15 protein-coding genes are annotated in these 15,603 nt (G+C 72.0%); 8 read left to right on the top strand and 7 right to left on the bottom strand.

What is annotated here, in order from left to right; translation table 11 throughout:
* Positions 1–222: 222 nt before the first annotated feature.
* The 3 genes from ACMATS_RS15315 to ACMATS_RS15305 are packed head-to-tail and all read left to right on the top strand — an operon-like array spanning position 223 to position 4,245.
* Positions 223–1,317 (top strand): quaternary amine ABC transporter ATP-binding protein, encoded by a 1,095-nt coding sequence (locus ACMATS_RS15315; RefSeq protein ID WP_414170730.1) that lies wholly within the window; start codon positions 223–225, stop codon positions 1,315–1,317.
* Complete coding sequence (locus ACMATS_RS15310; protein ID WP_414168183.1) at positions 1,314–3,284, top strand: ABC transporter permease; 1,971 nt, start codon at positions 1,314–1,316, stop codon at positions 3,282–3,284. Before ACMATS_RS15315 ends, ACMATS_RS15310 begins: the two co-directional genes overlap by 4 nt.
* A complete protein-coding gene (locus ACMATS_RS15305) occupies positions 3,271–4,245 on the top strand; it encodes an ABC transporter substrate-binding protein (protein WP_414168181.1) in 975 nt (324 codons plus the stop codon). The genes ACMATS_RS15310 and ACMATS_RS15305 overlap by 14 nt, the downstream gene beginning before the upstream one ends.
* 70 nt (positions 4,246–4,315) lie before the next feature.
* Here the strand turns inward: ACMATS_RS15305 and ACMATS_RS15300 are convergent, their stop codons facing one another.
* From ACMATS_RS15300 to ACMATS_RS15290, 3 genes are all read right to left on the bottom strand, one after another.
* Positions 4,316–5,413 carry an alpha/beta hydrolase gene (locus ACMATS_RS15300; protein WP_414168180.1) on the bottom strand — a complete coding sequence of 366 codons (1,098 nt, stop codon included), beginning with the start codon at positions 5,411–5,413 and terminating at the stop codon, positions 4,316–4,318.
* 75 nt (positions 5,414–5,488) lie between these two features.
* Positions 5,489–6,244, bottom strand: coding sequence for an isocitrate lyase/PEP mutase family protein (locus ACMATS_RS15295; protein WP_414168178.1), 756 nt, complete (start codon positions 6,242–6,244; stop codon positions 5,489–5,491).
* Positions 6,241–6,690: a carboxymuconolactone decarboxylase family protein gene (locus ACMATS_RS15290; RefSeq protein ID WP_414168177.1), complete on the bottom strand. Its 450-nt coding sequence runs from the start codon at positions 6,688–6,690 to the stop codon at positions 6,241–6,243. The genes ACMATS_RS15295 and ACMATS_RS15290 overlap by 4 nt, the downstream gene beginning before the upstream one ends.
* Before the next feature lie 80 nt (positions 6,691–6,770).
* Between ACMATS_RS15290 and ACMATS_RS15285 the strand changes: the two genes are divergently transcribed.
* Positions 6,771–8,162 carry a PLP-dependent aminotransferase family protein gene (locus tag ACMATS_RS15285; protein WP_414168176.1) on the top strand — a complete coding sequence of 464 codons (1,392 nt, stop codon included), beginning with the start codon at positions 6,771–6,773 and terminating at the stop codon, positions 8,160–8,162.
* A 198-nt stretch (positions 8,163–8,360) separates the two neighbouring features.
* Here the strand turns inward: ACMATS_RS15285 and ACMATS_RS15280 are convergent, their stop codons facing one another.
* Positions 8,361–8,783 (bottom strand): MarR family winged helix-turn-helix transcriptional regulator, encoded by a 423-nt coding sequence (locus tag ACMATS_RS15280; RefSeq protein WP_414168175.1) that lies wholly within the window; start codon positions 8,781–8,783, stop codon positions 8,361–8,363.
* Positions 8,784–8,856: 73 nt separating this feature from the next.
* Between ACMATS_RS15280 and ACMATS_RS15275 the strand changes: the two genes are divergently transcribed.
* Positions 8,857–9,873 carry a hypothetical protein gene (locus tag ACMATS_RS15275; protein ID WP_414168174.1) on the top strand — a complete coding sequence of 339 codons (1,017 nt, stop codon included), beginning with the start codon at positions 8,857–8,859 and terminating at the stop codon, positions 9,871–9,873.
* A gap of 29 nt (positions 9,874–9,902) precedes the next feature.
* Positions 9,903–11,231, top strand: coding sequence for an aldehyde dehydrogenase family protein (locus ACMATS_RS15270; protein WP_414168173.1), 1,329 nt, complete (start codon positions 9,903–9,905; stop codon positions 11,229–11,231).
* On the opposite strand, the gene ACMATS_RS15265 is transcribed toward ACMATS_RS15270, so the two are convergent.
* Positions 11,156–11,749, bottom strand: a complete 594-nt coding sequence (locus ACMATS_RS15265) for an HD domain-containing protein (protein WP_414168172.1) — start codon at positions 11,747–11,749, stop codon at positions 11,156–11,158. The genes ACMATS_RS15270 and ACMATS_RS15265 overlap by 76 nt on opposite strands.
* 208 nt (positions 11,750–11,957) lie before the next feature.
* Between ACMATS_RS15265 and ACMATS_RS15260 the strand changes: the two genes are divergently transcribed.
* Positions 11,958–13,064 carry an amidohydrolase family protein gene (locus ACMATS_RS15260; RefSeq protein WP_390780505.1) on the top strand — a complete coding sequence of 369 codons (1,107 nt, stop codon included), beginning with the start codon at positions 11,958–11,960 and terminating at the stop codon, positions 13,062–13,064.
* A 303-nt stretch (positions 13,065–13,367) separates the two neighbouring features.
* Here the strand turns inward: ACMATS_RS15260 and ACMATS_RS15255 are convergent, their stop codons facing one another.
* Positions 13,368–13,829, bottom strand: a complete 462-nt coding sequence (locus ACMATS_RS15255) for a MarR family winged helix-turn-helix transcriptional regulator (protein WP_390780506.1) — start codon at positions 13,827–13,829, stop codon at positions 13,368–13,370.
* A gap of 81 nt (positions 13,830–13,910) precedes the next feature.
* Entirely contained in the window at positions 13,911–14,528 is a 618-nt protein-coding gene (locus tag ACMATS_RS15250) for a TetR/AcrR family transcriptional regulator (protein ID WP_390780507.1), read from the bottom strand.
* 155 nt (positions 14,529–14,683) lie between these two features.
* On the opposite strand from ACMATS_RS15250, the gene ACMATS_RS15245 reads away from it, so the two are divergent.
* Complete coding sequence (locus tag ACMATS_RS15245) at positions 14,684–15,601, top strand: ABC transporter permease (protein ID WP_414168171.1); 918 nt, start codon at positions 14,684–14,686, stop codon at positions 15,599–15,601.
* Positions 15,602–15,603 lie beyond the last annotated feature (2 nt).

Genomic DNA, 15,603 nt, shown 5'->3' with positions numbered 1-15,603 from the left:
ACCCGTCCCGCCGTGAACGGCGCAGCGGCAGCGGGCGTTTCGGCGGCTGCCGTGCCCGGCACCACCGGCCTGCTGCTCGCGGCCGGTGCGCAGGACGAGCCGTCTTCCGCTGTCCCGGGCGTCGACGGCGCGGGCACCGGTGCCGCCGCAGTGGGCACGCGCCCCGAAGGGGCGCGGGGAACTGCGCGAGCGGCCACGGACGGCCCGCAGTCGTCGGACCGCATGCCCGCCGAGGCCCCCGCCGCCCCGGCCCAGGGCGGCGAGCCCCCCGTGTTCTCCGTCCGCAACCTGTGGAAGGTCTTCGGGCCGAAGGCCGCCCGCGTGCCCGGCAGCGGGCTCGCCGAGCTGTCGGCCGAGGCGCTGCGCGAGCAGACCGGATGCACCGTCGCCGTCCGCGACGTGTCCTTCGACGTGCGGCCCGGCGAGTGCTTCGTCGTCATGGGGCTGTCCGGATCCGGCAAGTCCACGCTCGTCCGCTGCCTGACCCGGCTCATCGAGCCGACCAGCGGCACCATCGCCATCGACGGCGAGGACGTGCGCGGCATGGACAAGGGCGCCCTGCGCAACCTGCGCCGGCACCGCGCCGCCATGGTCTTCCAGCACTTCGGCCTGCTCCCGCACCGCACGGTGCTCGACAACGTCGCCTACGGGCTGGAGATCCAGGGCGTGGGCAGGGCCGAACGGCGCGCCCGCGCGGCCGAGATGGTGGAGAAGGTCGGGCTCGCGGGGATGGAGGGGCGCCGCCCCAGCCAGCTCTCCGGCGGGCAGCAGCAGCGCGTCGGGCTGGCGCGCGCCCTCGCCGCCGACCCCGAAGTGCTGCTCTTCGACGAGCCGTTCAGCGCGCTCGACCCGCTGATCCGCCGCGACATGCAGGAAGAGGTCGTCCGCCTCAACCGCGAAGAGGGCCGCACCATGGTCTTCATCACCCACGACCTCGCGGAGGCGCTCCGCGTCGGCCACCGCATCGCGCTGATGCGCGACGGCCGGGTCGTGCAGTGCGGCACCCCCGAGGAGATCGTCGGCTCGCCGGCCGACGACTACGTGCGCGACTTCGTCCGGGACGTGCCGCGCGAGCAGGTCCTCAGCGTCCGGCGCGCCATGCGCCCGGCCGGGGACGCGCGCGAGGCCGAGGACGGGCCCGCCCTGGACCCGGCCACGACCGTGGCCGAGGCCATCGAGACCGTCGCCCGCACCGGCGGGCCGGCCCGGGTCGTCGAGGGCGAACGCTGCCTGGGGGTCGTGGACTTCAAGAGCCTGCTGCGCGTCGTCGCGGGGCTGGGAACCGGGGGCCGGACCGAGGAGAAGGCCGCCGCATGAGCAGCACCACCATGACGGCGCCCGCCAGGGTGGCCGTCCTGCGCCACCGCGCCGTCCGCAAGCTCCTGCTGCTCGCGGCCGTCGCGGCGGTGCTCGTCCCCTTCGCCGACGCCCGCTGGGGCAGCGGCAGCTGGCCGCACGCGCTGACCGTCTCCCTGGACGCGCCGCTCAAGTCGACCAGCACCTGGATCATCGACAACCGTGACAGCCACTGGCTGTTCCTGTACTTCTTCGGGTACATCAGCGGCGCCATCATCACCGCGATCCACGCGGTGTACGTGGTGCTGCTCGCCCTCGGCTGGGCGGGCGTGACCGCCGGCGCCGCCCTGCTGGCCTGGCGGGCCGCGGGCGTGCGGGCCGCGGTCACCGCGCTGCTGGCCTTCGCCGTGTGCGGAGCGCTCGGCATGTGGGTGCCGACGATGCGCACGCTCGCGCTGATGATCGTCGCGGTCGCGGCGTCCGTCGCCGTCGGCGCGCTGCTGGGCCTGGCCGCCGGGCTGTCCGACCGCACTTTCCGCGCCCTGCGCCCCGTCCTGGACACGATGCAGGCGCTGCCCGCCTTCGCCTACCTGCTCCCCGTCGTGCTGGTCTTCGGCATCGGCGTCGCGCCCGCGGTCCTGGCCACGGTCGTCTACGCCGCCCCGCCGATGGCCCGGCTCACGGCACTCGGCCTGCGCGGCACCGACAAGGGCGTCCTGGAGGCCGTCGACTCGCTCGGCGCCACGGCCCGCCAGCGCCTGCTGACGGCCCGGCTGCCGCTGGCCCGCCGCGAACTCCTGCTCGGCGTCAACCAGACCATCATGATGGCGCTGTCGATGGCCGTCATCGCGTCGGTCATCGGCGCGGACGGCCTGGGCGACCGCGTCTACCAGGCGCTGTCGACCGTCGACGTCGGCAGCGCGCTGGCCGCGGGCATCCCGATCGTGCTGCTGGCCATTGTGTTCGACCGGACGACGGCGGGCCGCCCCGGGTTGTGGGCAGGCGTTCCGCAGGGCGGAACGGGTGGGCACAACCCGACCACGGCCCGCACCCGAAAGATCACGGCGTGGACCACCGGCCTCGCAGTCTTGGCGGCCACCGCCCTGCTGTCGGCCGGCCACACCTGGCCCGACCGCTGGACGGTCGCCATCGCCGCGCCCGTCAACACGGCCAAGGACTGGATGGTCGACCACCTCTACTCCGGCCTGCCCGGCATCGGCGGCACCGCCGACTGGGCCGCGCACTACACCGGCTGGGTGCTCGACCCGCTGCGCTCCGGGCTCCAGGGCCTGCCCTGGTGGGCCGCGCTGCTCCTCGTCGCCGCGCTCGCCTGGCTGATCGGCACCTGGCGCACCGCCCTGACCGCGGTGCTCTCGCTCGCGCTGATCGGCGTGCTGGGCCGCTGGGACGCGTCCATGGACACGCTCTCCCAGGTCCTGGCCGCGGTGGCCGTCACGCTCGTCCTCGGCTTCGCCGTGGCCGTCGCCGCCGCGCGCAGCACGCGCGTGGAGCGGCTGCTGCGGCCCGTGCTGGACGTGTGCCAGACGATGCCGCAGTTCGTCTACCTGATCCCGGTGGTCGCCCTGTTCGGCGTCGGCCGTGCACCGGGCGCCGCGGCGGCGATCGTCTACGCGCTGCCGGCCGTCGTCCGCATCGTGAGCCAGGGCCTGCGCCAGGTGAACCCCGGCGCCCTGGAGTCCGCCCGCTCGCTGGGCGCGACGGGCGGGCAGCAGCTGCGCCAGGTCCAGTTCCCGCTGGCCCGGCCCCAGTTGCTGCTGGCGGTGAACCAGGCCGTGGTGCTGGTGCTCTCCGTCGTCATCATCGCCGGCCTGGTCGGCGGCGGCGCGCTCGGCTACGACGTCGTCTTCGGCCTGGCCCAGGGCGACCTGGCGACCGGCCTGGTGGCGGGTGTGGCCATCGCCTGCCTGGGGCTGATGCTCGACCGGGTCACGCAGCCGACGAAGGGAGTCCGTGATGGCAACGCGTAAGTTCCTGACCGCCGTGGCGGCACTCGGCCTGCTGGCCACCGCCACCGGCTGCGGTGCGGCCGACATGACCAAGCAGGGTTCGCCGTACGCGGATGCGGCGGGTGCGAAGACCGTCACCCTGTCCGTGCAGTCGTGGGTGGGCGCCCGCGCCAACGCGGCCGTCGCGCAGTACCTGTTGGAGCACGAGCTCGGCTACCGGGTCGACACGGTCCAGGTGGACGAGGTCCCCGCCTGGGACGCCCTCAGCCAGGGCCGTGTGGACGCGATCCTGGAGGACTGGGGCCACCCGGACCAGGAGAAGCGGTACGTCGACGACAAGAGGACGGTCACCCCCGGCGGCGACCTGGGCGTCACCGGCCACATCGGGTGGTGGGTCCCGAAGTACTTCGCGGACGCACACCCCGACGTGCTGGACTGGCGGAACCTCGACAAGTACGCGTCCCAGCTGCGCACCGCGGAGAGCGGCGGCAAGGGCCAGCTGCTCGACGGCTCGCCGTCGTACGTCACGAACGACAAGGCGCTGGTGAAGAACCTGAACCTGAACTACCAGGTGGTCTTCGCGGGTTCCGAGGCGGCACAGATCACCCAGATCAAGCAGTTCGCCAAGGAGAAGCGGCCGTTCCTCACCTATTGGTACGAGCCCCAGTGGCTCTTCAACGAGGTGCCGATGGTGGAGGTGAAGCTCCCGGAGTACACGGATGCGTGTGCGGCGAAGGGGGCGAAGGATCCGTCGACGTTCGACTGCGCTTATCCGACGTCCCAGTTGAAGAAGTTCCTGAACACGGACTTCGCCGAGAAGGGCGGCAAGGCCGCCCGTTTCCTGGAGAAATTCCACTGGACGAAGGCCGATCAGAACGAGGTCGCCCAGATGATCGCCGAGGACAAGCTGTCGGTTGAGCAAGCGGCCAAGAAGTGGGTGCAGCAGCACCCGGACGTGTGGAAGGCGTGGCTGCCCCGATAGGGACGTGGGGAACTGCGGGCCGTCTTCGGCTGGTCGCGCAGTTCCCCGCGCCCCTTACGGGGCGCTGCCCTTACGGGGCGAGCCGCCCGCTCAGCCACTTCAGCGCCGGCGGGATCTCCCGCCGCCACGTGTTGAAGTTGTGACCGCCACGGTCGAGGATGATCGACGACACGTGCGCGGGCGCCTTCACCTTCTTGATGAACTGCTGCGTGTCCTTGATGTTGGGCTCACCCTGCTTCGAGGACGTGACCAGGAACGAGGAGTTGCCCTGCGGCTTGTGGTCCAGGCTCCACAGCAGGTCGGATCGTTTTTCCTCGTTCTTGTTCCCCTTGAAGAGGTCACCGGAGTCGCCGTCGATCTCCGGCTTGTAGTCCGCCGACAGGCCCACCCCGGCCGAGTAGGTCTCCGGGTGCTGCAGGGCCATCTTCAGCGCGCAGTAGCCGCCGGTCGAGTCGCCCATGATGGCCCAGTTCTTCGGGGAGGTGCCGACACGGTACGTGCTCGAGATCGCCTTGGTGACGTCCGCGCCGAAGAAGGTCTCGCTCTGCGGGCCCCCGGGGACGTCGATGCACTGGGTGTTGGCCGGCGCGATGGTGGGCCGCATCATCACGAGGATCATCGGCTGCATCTTCTTCTGCTTGGCCTGCGTCCACGCCGTCTTCGGGTACCGCAGCCCCTTGAGCAGGTTCTCCGACATGCCCGGGAAGCCGGTCAGCACGACGGACGCGGGGAACTTCCGCTGCTCGTTGCCCTTCTGGAAGTACTCCGGCGGCAGGTACACGTACGCCTGCACGGCGGTGCGGGAGCGCTCCCCGTGCAGCGTGATCTTCTCGATCACGCCGCCTCCCTGCGGGTTCGCGCCGCCGGGCACCTCCGGGGCCTGCCGCCCGAGGACCTGCACGGCCGCGGCCCCGGCGGGCGCCGCCGCCTGCTGCTTCGTCTGGCCGAGCAGGTCCGCCCACGAGCTGTAGAGCAGGAAGCTGCGGTTCGCCACGAGTGCGACCGACGCGAAGACGAAGGCCTGCACGAGGACGAGCATCCCCGCCCGCCCCAGCACCTGTCTCGCGCCCGGACTCACCAGCCGCGGCCACAGCCACACCGTGACTGCGAACATCAGCGCCGTGCACAGCACGGCACATATCAGGAGCGTGTCACTCGTCAGACCCATGGAACTGCAAACCCTTGCGACGTCTCGGCCTGGACGCACCGGTCCAGCAGCACCGGCAGACCGGTGCGCACCTGGCTAGAGCGCTGCAGAGGGCAAATCGTTCCGCAATCCGACTGCCATATCCGCCACACCTGCGAGCGTCCGCCGGAACAGCCCGCCGCCGAAGGTGATCCGGGCGGCACCCAGCCGCCCCAGCTCCCGCGGTGCGGGACCCCCGTCCCGGGCCATCGCGTTGACCGGCAGCCCGGTCGCCTCGGCCAGCGGGGCGAGCAGCTCGCCGGGGGCGAGGATCGGGTAGACGCAGTCGGCCCCGGCGGCCGCGTAGAGACGACCCCGCTCCACGGCGGGGCCGAGCTCGGTCCCGCCCTTCAGGAAGGTGTCGACGCGGGCGTTCACCACGACCGCGTCGCCGGCCGCGGCCCGCACGGCCGCCAGCCGGTCCGCCTGCTCCTGCGGGTCCGCGAGCCGTCCCGAACCCCGTGCGGAGTCCTCCAGGTTGCAGCCCACCGCGCCCGTTTCGAGCAGCCGCTCCACCAGCTCCTGCGGCGCGAGCCCGTAGCCGTCCTCCAGGTCCGCGGTGACCAGCACCCCGTCCGCCTGCACGGCGCGCACGATCCGGGCCACCGCCGCGAACATCTCCGCGGGCGGCGCGGTGCCGTCCGCGTACCCGAGCGACGCCGAGACCCCCGCGCTCGGCGTCGCCAGGGCGCGGAACCCGGCCTCCGCGAAGGCCCGCGCGCTCGCCGCGTCCCACGGGCCGGGCAGGACGAGCGGGTCGTCCGCGGCGCGGCCGTGGTGCAGGGCGCGGAAGGCAGCGGCGGCGGCCGTCATCGCATGCGCCCGACGGGCGTTCGGAACGCGACGTTGATGCGGTTCCAGACGTTGATCGTGGCGATCAGCGAGACGAGCCGGGCCAGTTCGGGCTCGGAGAAGTGCGCGGCGGCCCGCTCGAACACCTCGTCCGGCACGAAGCCGTCCGTCAGGACGGTCACGGCCTCCGTCAGCGCGAGCGCCGCCCGCTCCTTCCCGGTGTAGATCTCGCCGGCCTCCTCCCAGGCGTTGAGCAGGTTGATGCGCTGCTCGCTCTCGCCCGCCTTCCGCGCGTCCGTGGCGTGCATGTCGATGCAGAACGCGCAGTGGTTGACCTGGGAGGCGCGGAGCAGGACCAGTTCGACCAGGGTCGGGTCCAGGTCCTTCTTGGCGGCCTGGGTGAGGGCGAGGGTGGCTTCGTAGACATCGGGGGCGTGCTGGAGGAAACGCATGCGAGGAGCAGTCATGCGACCGACTCTAGATCGGCAGTAGCCCACGTGTATGGTCCACTTCCATGCCGGAAGACAGGGCCACTTCGGTCCCGGGAATGGACCTCCACCTCGACCTGCCGGGGAAGGGCCACGGCGTGCGCGCCGCCCTCACCCGCGCCCTGCGCGACGCCGTGCGCTCCGGCCGCCTCGCGCCCGGCACCCGGCTGCCCTCCTCCCGCTCGCTCGCCGCCGATCTCGGGCTGGCCCGCAACACCGTCGGCGAGGCCTACGCCGAACTGGTCGCCGAGGGCTGGCTCACCGCCCGGCAGGGCTCCGGCACCCGGGTCGCCGAGCGCGCCGCCGCCCCGCCGCGCCCGCCCGCCCGGCGGCTCGCCCCGCTGCGCGCCCCCGAACGCCCCGCCTACGACCTGCGCACCGGCACCCCCGACGTCTCCGCCTTCCCCCGCGCCGCCTGGCTCTCCGCCGCCCGCCGCGCCCTCACCGCGGCCCCGCACGAGGCCTTCGGCTACGGCGACCCGCGCGGCCGCCCCGAGCTGCGCGCCGCCCTCGCCGACTACCTGGCCCGGGCCCGCGGCGTCCGGGCCGACCCCGAACGCATCGTGATCTGCGCGGGCTTCAAGCAGGGGCTCGGCATGCTGAGCCGGGCGCTGCGGGCGCGCGGCACCGAGGAGATCGGCGTCGAGGACCACGGGCTCCGGTACCACCGCGGCGTCATCGAGGAGGCGGGCCTGCGCGGCGTGCTGCTCCCGGTCGACGAGCACGGCGCCGACGTCCGCGCGCTGGACGGCAGGCCGGACGTCCGGGCCGTCCTGCTCACCCCGGCCCACCAGTTCCCCACGGGCGTCCCCCTGCACCCCGACCGCCGGGCCGCGGTCGTCGACTGGGCGGCCCGCACCGACGCGGTGATCCTGGAGGACGACTACGACGGCGAGTTCCGCTACGACCGCCAGCCGGTCGGGGCGCTGCAGGGGCTGGCCCCGGACGACGTCGTCTACTGCGGCACCGCGAGCAAGTCCCTGATCCCCGGGCTGCGCCTCGGCTGGATGGTCCTGCCGGACCGGCTGCGGGACGAGGTGCTGGACGTGAAGCGCAACGGGGCCTGGGGGACGAGCGTCCTCGACCAGCTCACGCTCGCGGAGTTCATCACGTCGGGCGCGTACGACCGTCACCTGCGCTCGATGCGGCAGCGCTACCGGCGCCGGCGCGACGCGCTCGTCGCTGCGCTGGCCGAGCAGGCGCCGCACGTCCGGGTCACCGGGATCGCCGCCGGCCTGCACGCGGTGCTCGAACTCCCGCCGGGCACCGAGCGGTCCGTGGTCCAGGCGGCGGCCTGGCAGGGCCTGGCGGTGGAGGGCGTGAGCCGCTTCCGGCATGCCGGGTCCGCTCCCGCGGGGGACGGTTTGATCATTGCGTACGGCACCCCGCCGGACCATGCGTTCGCGGGGGCACTGGATGCCTTGCTGAGGGCGTTGCCGCCGGCCCCGTAAGACGGGCGGCTCCGCCGCGTGGGCGCGACCAGGTGCCCCGTCAGGGGCGCGGGGAACTGCGCGACCAGCCCCCACCGGCCTGCAGCCGACGCACCACCCCAGGGGTCCGGGGCGAAGCCCCGAGAACCTCGTCTGCAGGCGCGTCGTGGCTGATCGCGCAGTTCCCCGCGCCCCTGACGGGGCGCCCGGCAACGGGCGCTACCCCGCCGCGTTGTACCGCCGGAGGTACCCGGCGAAGCGTTCCAGGTCCTCGTCCCCCCAGTCGGCGAGACGTTCCTCGAACGTCTCCCGCCGCTGCCGGTGCGCCTCCTCCAGCAACCGCAGCCCGGCCGCCGACGGCCGGAGGATCTGCCCCCGGCGGTCCCCCGGATCGACCTCGCGAACGATCAGCCCGAGGCGTTCCAGCACGGCGGTCTGCCGGCTGACCGTCGACTTGTCGAGCAGGAAGTGCTCGGCGAGGTCGATGCCACGGCAGCCGCCGCTCGCCTGCATGTGGTCGAGCATGCTGTAGGTCACCAGCGAGAGATCCGGATGGATCTGGGCGGCCTTGTGCCGCGCCCGCCGGGCGAAGGCGGTGAGTTCGCGCTGGATGGTGCCGAGGGTCACATCGCGGTCGGGCATGGCATCGTCCTCCAAATCAGTTGCATAATACATCTGAGTTAGTTGTATTTGCCAACCGAGGAGCGTTCCTCCCATGACCGCACACGCCGCCCACGGGCCGCGCCACCACCTCAAGCACGTCACCGTGCACCTGCTGACCCCGCTCCTCATGTGCCTCGGCATGGGCCTGGCCTACCTCGGTGCCTTCCACCAGCCCGAGCCGCACGGCATGAAGGTCGCGGTCGTGGGCAGCTCGGCCAGAGCGCAGGTGCTCGCCCAGACGATCAAGGACAAGGCGGGCGACGCGCTCGACGTCACCACCGTCGCCGACCGTGACGCCGCCGTCGCGCAGCTGAAGGACCGCGACCTGGCCGGCGCGTACGTCCCCAGCGCCACGCACCCCGAGGCGCTGGTCGCCAAGGCCAACTCCGACACCACCGCCGTCGCCGCGACCACCGTCTTCCGCACGGTCGCGGACCAGCAGGGCGTGCCGCTGAAGGTCACCGACCTCACCGGGCTCGCCAAGGGCGACCCGACCGGCCAGGGCATCTTCTTCCTGCTCGTCGCGCTCAGCATCGGCTCGTACGGCAGCGTCGCCGCCATCGGCGCCGCGGGGGCCGGGCTCGGGCTGTGGATGCGGGCGGCCGTCGGGCTCGTCACCTCGCTCGTCGTGAGCGTCATCGGCATCGCCCTCGCCGGGCCGGTCTTCCACGTCGTCGACCACGACTACACGGCCGTGTGGGGCATGGCCTGGCTCTACTCCGCGGGCGTCGTCACCATCGGCATCGGCCTGCACACCTTCCTCAAGCGCTGGACGACGCTGACGATGATGGTGCTGTTCGTGATGCTCAACTTCACCACGTCCGGCGGGGTCTTCCGCCCCGAGCTGCAGAACGGCTTCTTCGGCTCGCTGCACGCCTTCTGGAACGGCGCGGGCTTCGTCGAGGGCGCCCGCAGCCTCCTCTACTTCGACGGCGGCGCCGGCCTGGACGGCCGCGTTCTGTCCCTGGTCCTGTGGCTGCTCGGCGGGGCGGTGCTGCTCGCCGCGGCGGCCCGGGCGGAGACTCGGTGGGCGGCGAGGCGGCACCTCGCGGCACCGGCGACCGCCTGACCCATCGACCAACCGTGAGACGAGACATCATGACCACCCCGAACACCCCCGACACCCCTGCCGAGGTCCTGGCCCGCCTGCGCGCCACGTTCCGCACCGGCCGCACCAAGCCCGCCGCCTGGCGCACCGAACAGCTGCGCCGCCTGCGCGCGATGCTCACCGAGCAGGACGCGGCCCTCCTCGCCGCCCTCCACGCCGACCTCGGCAAGAGCGAGTACGAGGCCCGCCGCACCGAGATCGACTTCACGGTCCGCGAGATCGACCACACCCTCGCGCACCTCGACGCGTGGCTCCGCCCCGAACCGGCCCCGGTTCCCGCCCACTTGGGCGGGGCCACGGCCTGGACGCAGTACGACCCGCTGGGCGTGGTCCTGGTGATCGCCCCCTGGAACTACCCCGCGCAGCTCCTGCTCTCGCCCATGGTGGGCGCGCTGGCCGCGGGCAACGCGGTGGTGGCCAAGCCGAGCGAACTGGCCCCGGCCACCTCCGCCGCGCTCGCCCGTCTGCTGCCGCAGTACCTCGACACCGAGGCGGTCGCCGTCGTCGAGGGTGGCGTCCCGGAGACGACGGCCCTGCTGGCCGAGCGCTTCGACCACATCTTCTACACCGGCAACGCCGTCGTCGGCCGCATCGTCATGACGGCGGCGGCCAAGCACCTCACCCCGGTCACGCTCGAACTGGGCGGAAAGTCCCCGGTGTTCGTCGACCGCGGAACGGACGTCACGGCGGTCGCCGCCCGCCTCGCCGCCGGCAAGTTCCTCAACGCCGGCCAGACGTGCGTGGCCCCCGACTACGTCCTGACCGACCCGGAGACGGCCCGCGCCCTGGAACCCGCCCTGGCCCGGGCGGTGGAGGGGCTGTACGGCGCCGACCCGGCCGCGTCCGGCACCTACGGGCGCATCGTCAACGAGCGCCACTTCGACCGGCTCGCCGCCCTGCTCGGCTCCGGCCGCGTGGTGACGGGCGGCGGCCACGACCGTGCGGCGAAGTACATCGCCCCGACGGTCCTGGCGGACGTCGCCCCGGACGCCCCTGTGATGCAGGAGGAGATCTTCGGCCCGATCCTCCCGATCATCACCGTCGAGGGCCTCGACGAGGCCGTGGCCTTCGTCAACGACCGCGAGAAGCCGCTGGCGCTGTACGCGTTCACGGAGTCGGAGGCGACGCGCGAGCGCCTGGCCTCCGAAACCTCCTCCGGCGGCCTCGGGTTCGGCCTCCCGCTGGCCCATCTCACGGTCTCCGACCTCCCGTTCGGCGGCGTCGGCGAGAGCGGCATGGGCAGCTACCACGGCCGGTACTCGATGGAGACGTTCAGCCACCGCAAGGCGGTGCTCCGCAAGGACCTGACGGAGGCCTGAGCAGCCCCCGGTCGACCGCGGCGGCCCTGACCTCCTCGTACAGGGCGATGAGGGTCCCGCTCACCTGCAGCCGGGGCAGCTGGAGCCGGTCCAGCGCCCCGCACGAGCCGGGCCTCGGGCGTGACGCCCTCCTCGTGCTCGCGCCACACCGCCAGGAACTCGGCGCCCAGTTCGCCGGGCAGCGCCCCGTACCGGCGCTGAGCGACCTCCTCCTCGACGCGGGCCTTCTCCTCCCGGCGCCGGGTGCTGTCCTGGGTGCGCCAGGCCGAGGGGTCGCCCGCCTCGATCTCCACGAGGTCGTGCATGAGGCACATCTTGAGCATCTTCTCCAGGTCCAGCGTGTGCCCGCACTCCCGCTCGAACTCGCGGTGCAGGACCCAGCAGACCAGGGCCAGGTGCCAGGAGTGCTCGGCCACGCTCTCCTTCCGCTTCGGGGTGGCGTTGTTGTGCCGCTCGACCTCCCGGAGCCGGGCGGAAAAGGCGATGAAGTCGAAAATTTGACGGAGCTCGTCACCCACGCTGTCTACCTTCCGTATCCATATCCCTGTGCTTCGTCCGCACCGGCGACATGTTCCCCCGCCATCCATCCGGGGCGACCGAGTACCGGCCACGGGGGCCGCGCCGTGGCGGAGGTTCGGTAAAGGCGGAATGGGTAGTCATCACGCCCGTCACAGGATCACACCGAGCCGACCACGGGAGGTCACCATCAACAGCTCTGGAACGTCGATGAAGTTACGGATCGGCAGAAGACTCGGCCTGGCCGGCGCGGCCCTGACGGCGGCGGTGGCCGTCGTCGCCTCCCCGGCCGGTGCCGGGCAGGCTTTGGCGGCGGCGGACCACGGCTGCTTCGACCGGGCGAAGGAGCCGTACACCTCGAAGGTCGACAGCCACCTCCACTTCCGCCCGTTCGGCGGCAAGGCGATCCCCTTCGACGAACTCACCGGCTACCTGCGCAAGACCGGTGTGCAGCACGCCAGCATGTACGGCATCGGGCAGACGCTCCCGGTGAACTCCAGCTGTACGTACTACCTGGACTGCCCCGGCACCCCCGTGGTGCCGAGCATGAAGAACGACTTCGTCAACGCCGAGAACTGGCTGGAGACGAAGCCGGAGGACCCCGAACTCGCGGTCTCCATGACCTTCATGGACCTGGCGAAGCCGGAGACGATCCCGGCCGGAATCGCCTTGTACGACAAGGAGTTCCCCGGGGTGTTCCGCTGGGCGGGCGAGGTGAACGTCGTCAAACAGGCCCTGTTCCCGAACCACCACAAGGCGACGACGACAGAGAACATCAAGCACTGGGCCCCCTTCATGAAGGTGCTCCGTGAACGCGGCATCCCGATCACGCTCCATTCGGACCTGGGGAGCGACGCGGAGCCGACGAAATACCTCCCGCTGATGGAGGAGGTCCTCCGCCGCTACCCGCACAACAAGATCGTGTGGGCGCACATGGGCCTGTCGAAGGAACTGACGAAGATGGACCCGGACCGCCACATCCGCCTCATGGAGCGGATGCTCGGCGAACACCACAACCTGACGGTGGACTTGAGCTGGCGGGTGCTGGAGGACGCGTACTTCAGCAAGCCGGGCGTGCGGGCGAAATATGCGGCATTCCTCGACCGCCACCCGACACGGGCGATCCCCGGGACGGACTTCGTGGCGTCGGCCAACAAGGACTACAAGGTCTACGAGGAGGAGCTGGAGGTCACCAGCCGCATCAACAAGGCACTGGGTGACGAGGCGTTCCGCGACATCGCGCTGGGGCAGAACTACTTCCGCCTGCTGGGGATCAACGAGACGGCGCCGCGGGTGTGCGAGGCGGCTGCACGCTGACGCTCAAGCACCCTTTGGGGAAAGGTGGTTGACGCCCTCCATGGCTGTGTGAAGCCCCCGTCGGCGCTTCAAGAGCGCCCCCCTTCACGAGGTCCCGCCATCGGGGCACCTGCTCCAGGGTGCCCCGCCTCGGGCTCCCTCCGGCGCGGTCACCGGCGATGGCCGCAATCCGGCGCGGCGCAGGCCGGGGGTGAAGAGCAGGTCGGTCATTGCGGTGGCGATGTCGGTGCGGTGCATGGAAGCCGACCTCCGGACTGGTATCCCAATAAGCGTGCGCCGCACACGCTTACCGCTCCGTGCCGGTCAGGAGCCGGCAGGCGCCTGCCCGAAGGGCCCTTCGGTGGTGAACCGGTGCAGCTGGCGGGCGAAGGCCCGGGCCTCCTCGGGTGGCCAGGAGTTCAGTGAGGCGGTGATCCTGGCCGCCAGGCGCGAGCGCGTGGCGGCCACGGCCCGTTCGCCCGCGTCCGTCAGCAGCAGCAGGGACGCGCGGCGGTCGGCGGGGTCGGGCTCCCGGCGCACCAGCCCCGCGGACTCCAGCTGCGAGGCGCGGCGGGTCACTCCGGAGCGGTCGAGTCCCACCTCCGGGGCCAGGTCCGCCGCGCTGCGCGGCCCCGTCCTGGCCAGGCCGCTGAGGACGGGGTACGTCAGCTCGTCCAGCCCCTCGGCGATCTCCACTGTCAGATCCCGGTACAGGTGTGCGCGTGCCGAGCGCCGGAGCAGCAGCCCCAGCGCGTCGGCGATCTCCAGTCCCACGGTGTTCTCCACGCGCCTACGGTAGCGTGCGCGGCGCACGGGCTCAGAGGGTGTTGTACACGCCCGCGAGGGCCTCCTCGGTTCCCGGCCTCGTCAGGCCTTCGCCCCCAGCGCCGTTGTGATCGCCGTCGTCAGCGAGTCCAGGTAGCCCTTCGGCAGTGGTGAGCGGCCCATCACCAGGCGCCAGTACAGCGGGCCGCTCGCCAGGTCGACCGCCAGGTCGATGTCCGCGTCCGCGGGGAGTTCCCCGCGGGCGACCGCGTTGCGGATCACGGCTTCCGCGATCGTGCGCTGCGAGTCGCGGATCGCCGCCTGCACCGCCTGGGCGATCTCCGCGTTGCGGGCCGCCTCGGCCATCAGGTCCGGGATGATCTGCGCGACCATCGGGTGCCGCATCACCCGCGACGTCAGCTCCAGCAGGGCCCGGACGTCGCCGTGCAGCGCGCCCGTGTCCGGCGTGGGCAGCCCCTGGACCGCCAGGGCCGACACCACGTCCAGCACGATCGGCAGCTTCGACGGCCAGCGCCGGTAGATGGCCGCCTTGCCCACGCCCGCCCGGCGCGCCACGCGCTCGATCGACAGCCGTCCGTAGCCGACGGCGGCCAGCTCCTCGAAGACGGCGGCGCGGATCGCGTCCGTGACCTCCTCGCGCAGCACGGCGGCGCCGGCGGGGGTGCGGCGCGGTCGGGGGGACGGGGGCTCGTTCTCCATGGACCCGAGCCTACCGTGACGACGGAACGGTTGCGTTCCAGCCGTTCCGTGTCCTAGCGTGGGCCCACCAACGCCATGGAACGATCCCGTTCCGTCGTGGTGTGTGCGCACAGCGACACGGTGCGCATCCGATCAAGACCGACGAAAGCGTCCAGGTGACCGACACCATCCCCGCCCCCCGTGACTGGGCCCCGGCGCAGGGCAACGCCGCCGAGCTGGCCGAGAAGTACGGCCTGTCCGTCAGCGGAGCCCGGCCCCCGCTCGGGGAGTACGTGCGGCAGCTGTGGGGCCGGCGGCACTTCATCGCCGCCTTCTCCAGCGCCAAGCTGACCGCCCAGTACACCCAGGCCAAGCTGGGCCAGGTCTGGCAGGTGGCCACGCCCCTGCTGAACGCCCTCGTGTACTTCTTCATCTTCGGTGTGCTGATGAACACCCGGAGAGGGATGAACACGGAGACCTACGTCCCGTTCCTGGTGACGGGTGTGTTCGTCTTCACGTTCACGCAGAGCTCGGCGATGGCAGGCGTGCGGGCGATCTCGGGGAACCTGGGCCTGGTGCGGGCGCTGCACTTCCCGCGGGCGGCGCTGCCGGTCTCCTTCGCGCTGCAGCAGCTCCAGCAGCTGCTGTACTCGATGCTCGTCCTCTTCGTGGTCCTGATCAGCTGCGGTCACATGCCCAAGGCGTCGTGGCTGCTGGTCATCCCTGTCCTGATGCTGCAGTTCGTCTTCAACACGGGCCTGGCGTTGGTCCTGGCGCGGATGGGCAGCAAGACGCCGGACCTGGCGCAGTTGCTGCCGTTCATCATGCGGACGTGGCTGTATGCGTCCGGTGTGATGTACCCGCTGGTCTACAACCTCAAGAGGGCGCACGCCGCCCCGTGGCTGATCGATGTGATGAGTGCGAATCCGGCCGCGGTCTACATCGACCTGATGCGTTACGCGCTCATGGGCCACTTGAAGACGTCGCCGCTGCCGCATCATGTGTGGCCGCTGGCGGTCGGCTGGGCCCTGGCCGTCGGGATCGGTGGTTTCGTGTACTTCTGGAAGGCTGAGGAGCGTTACGGCCGTGGCTGACG

The organism is Streptoverticillium reticulum, assembly GCF_047456005.1.
Lineage (GTDB): Bacteria > Actinomycetota > Actinomycetes > Streptomycetales > Streptomycetaceae > Streptomyces > Streptomyces reticulum.
This window is presented reverse-complemented; position numbering and strand designations above follow the sequence as displayed.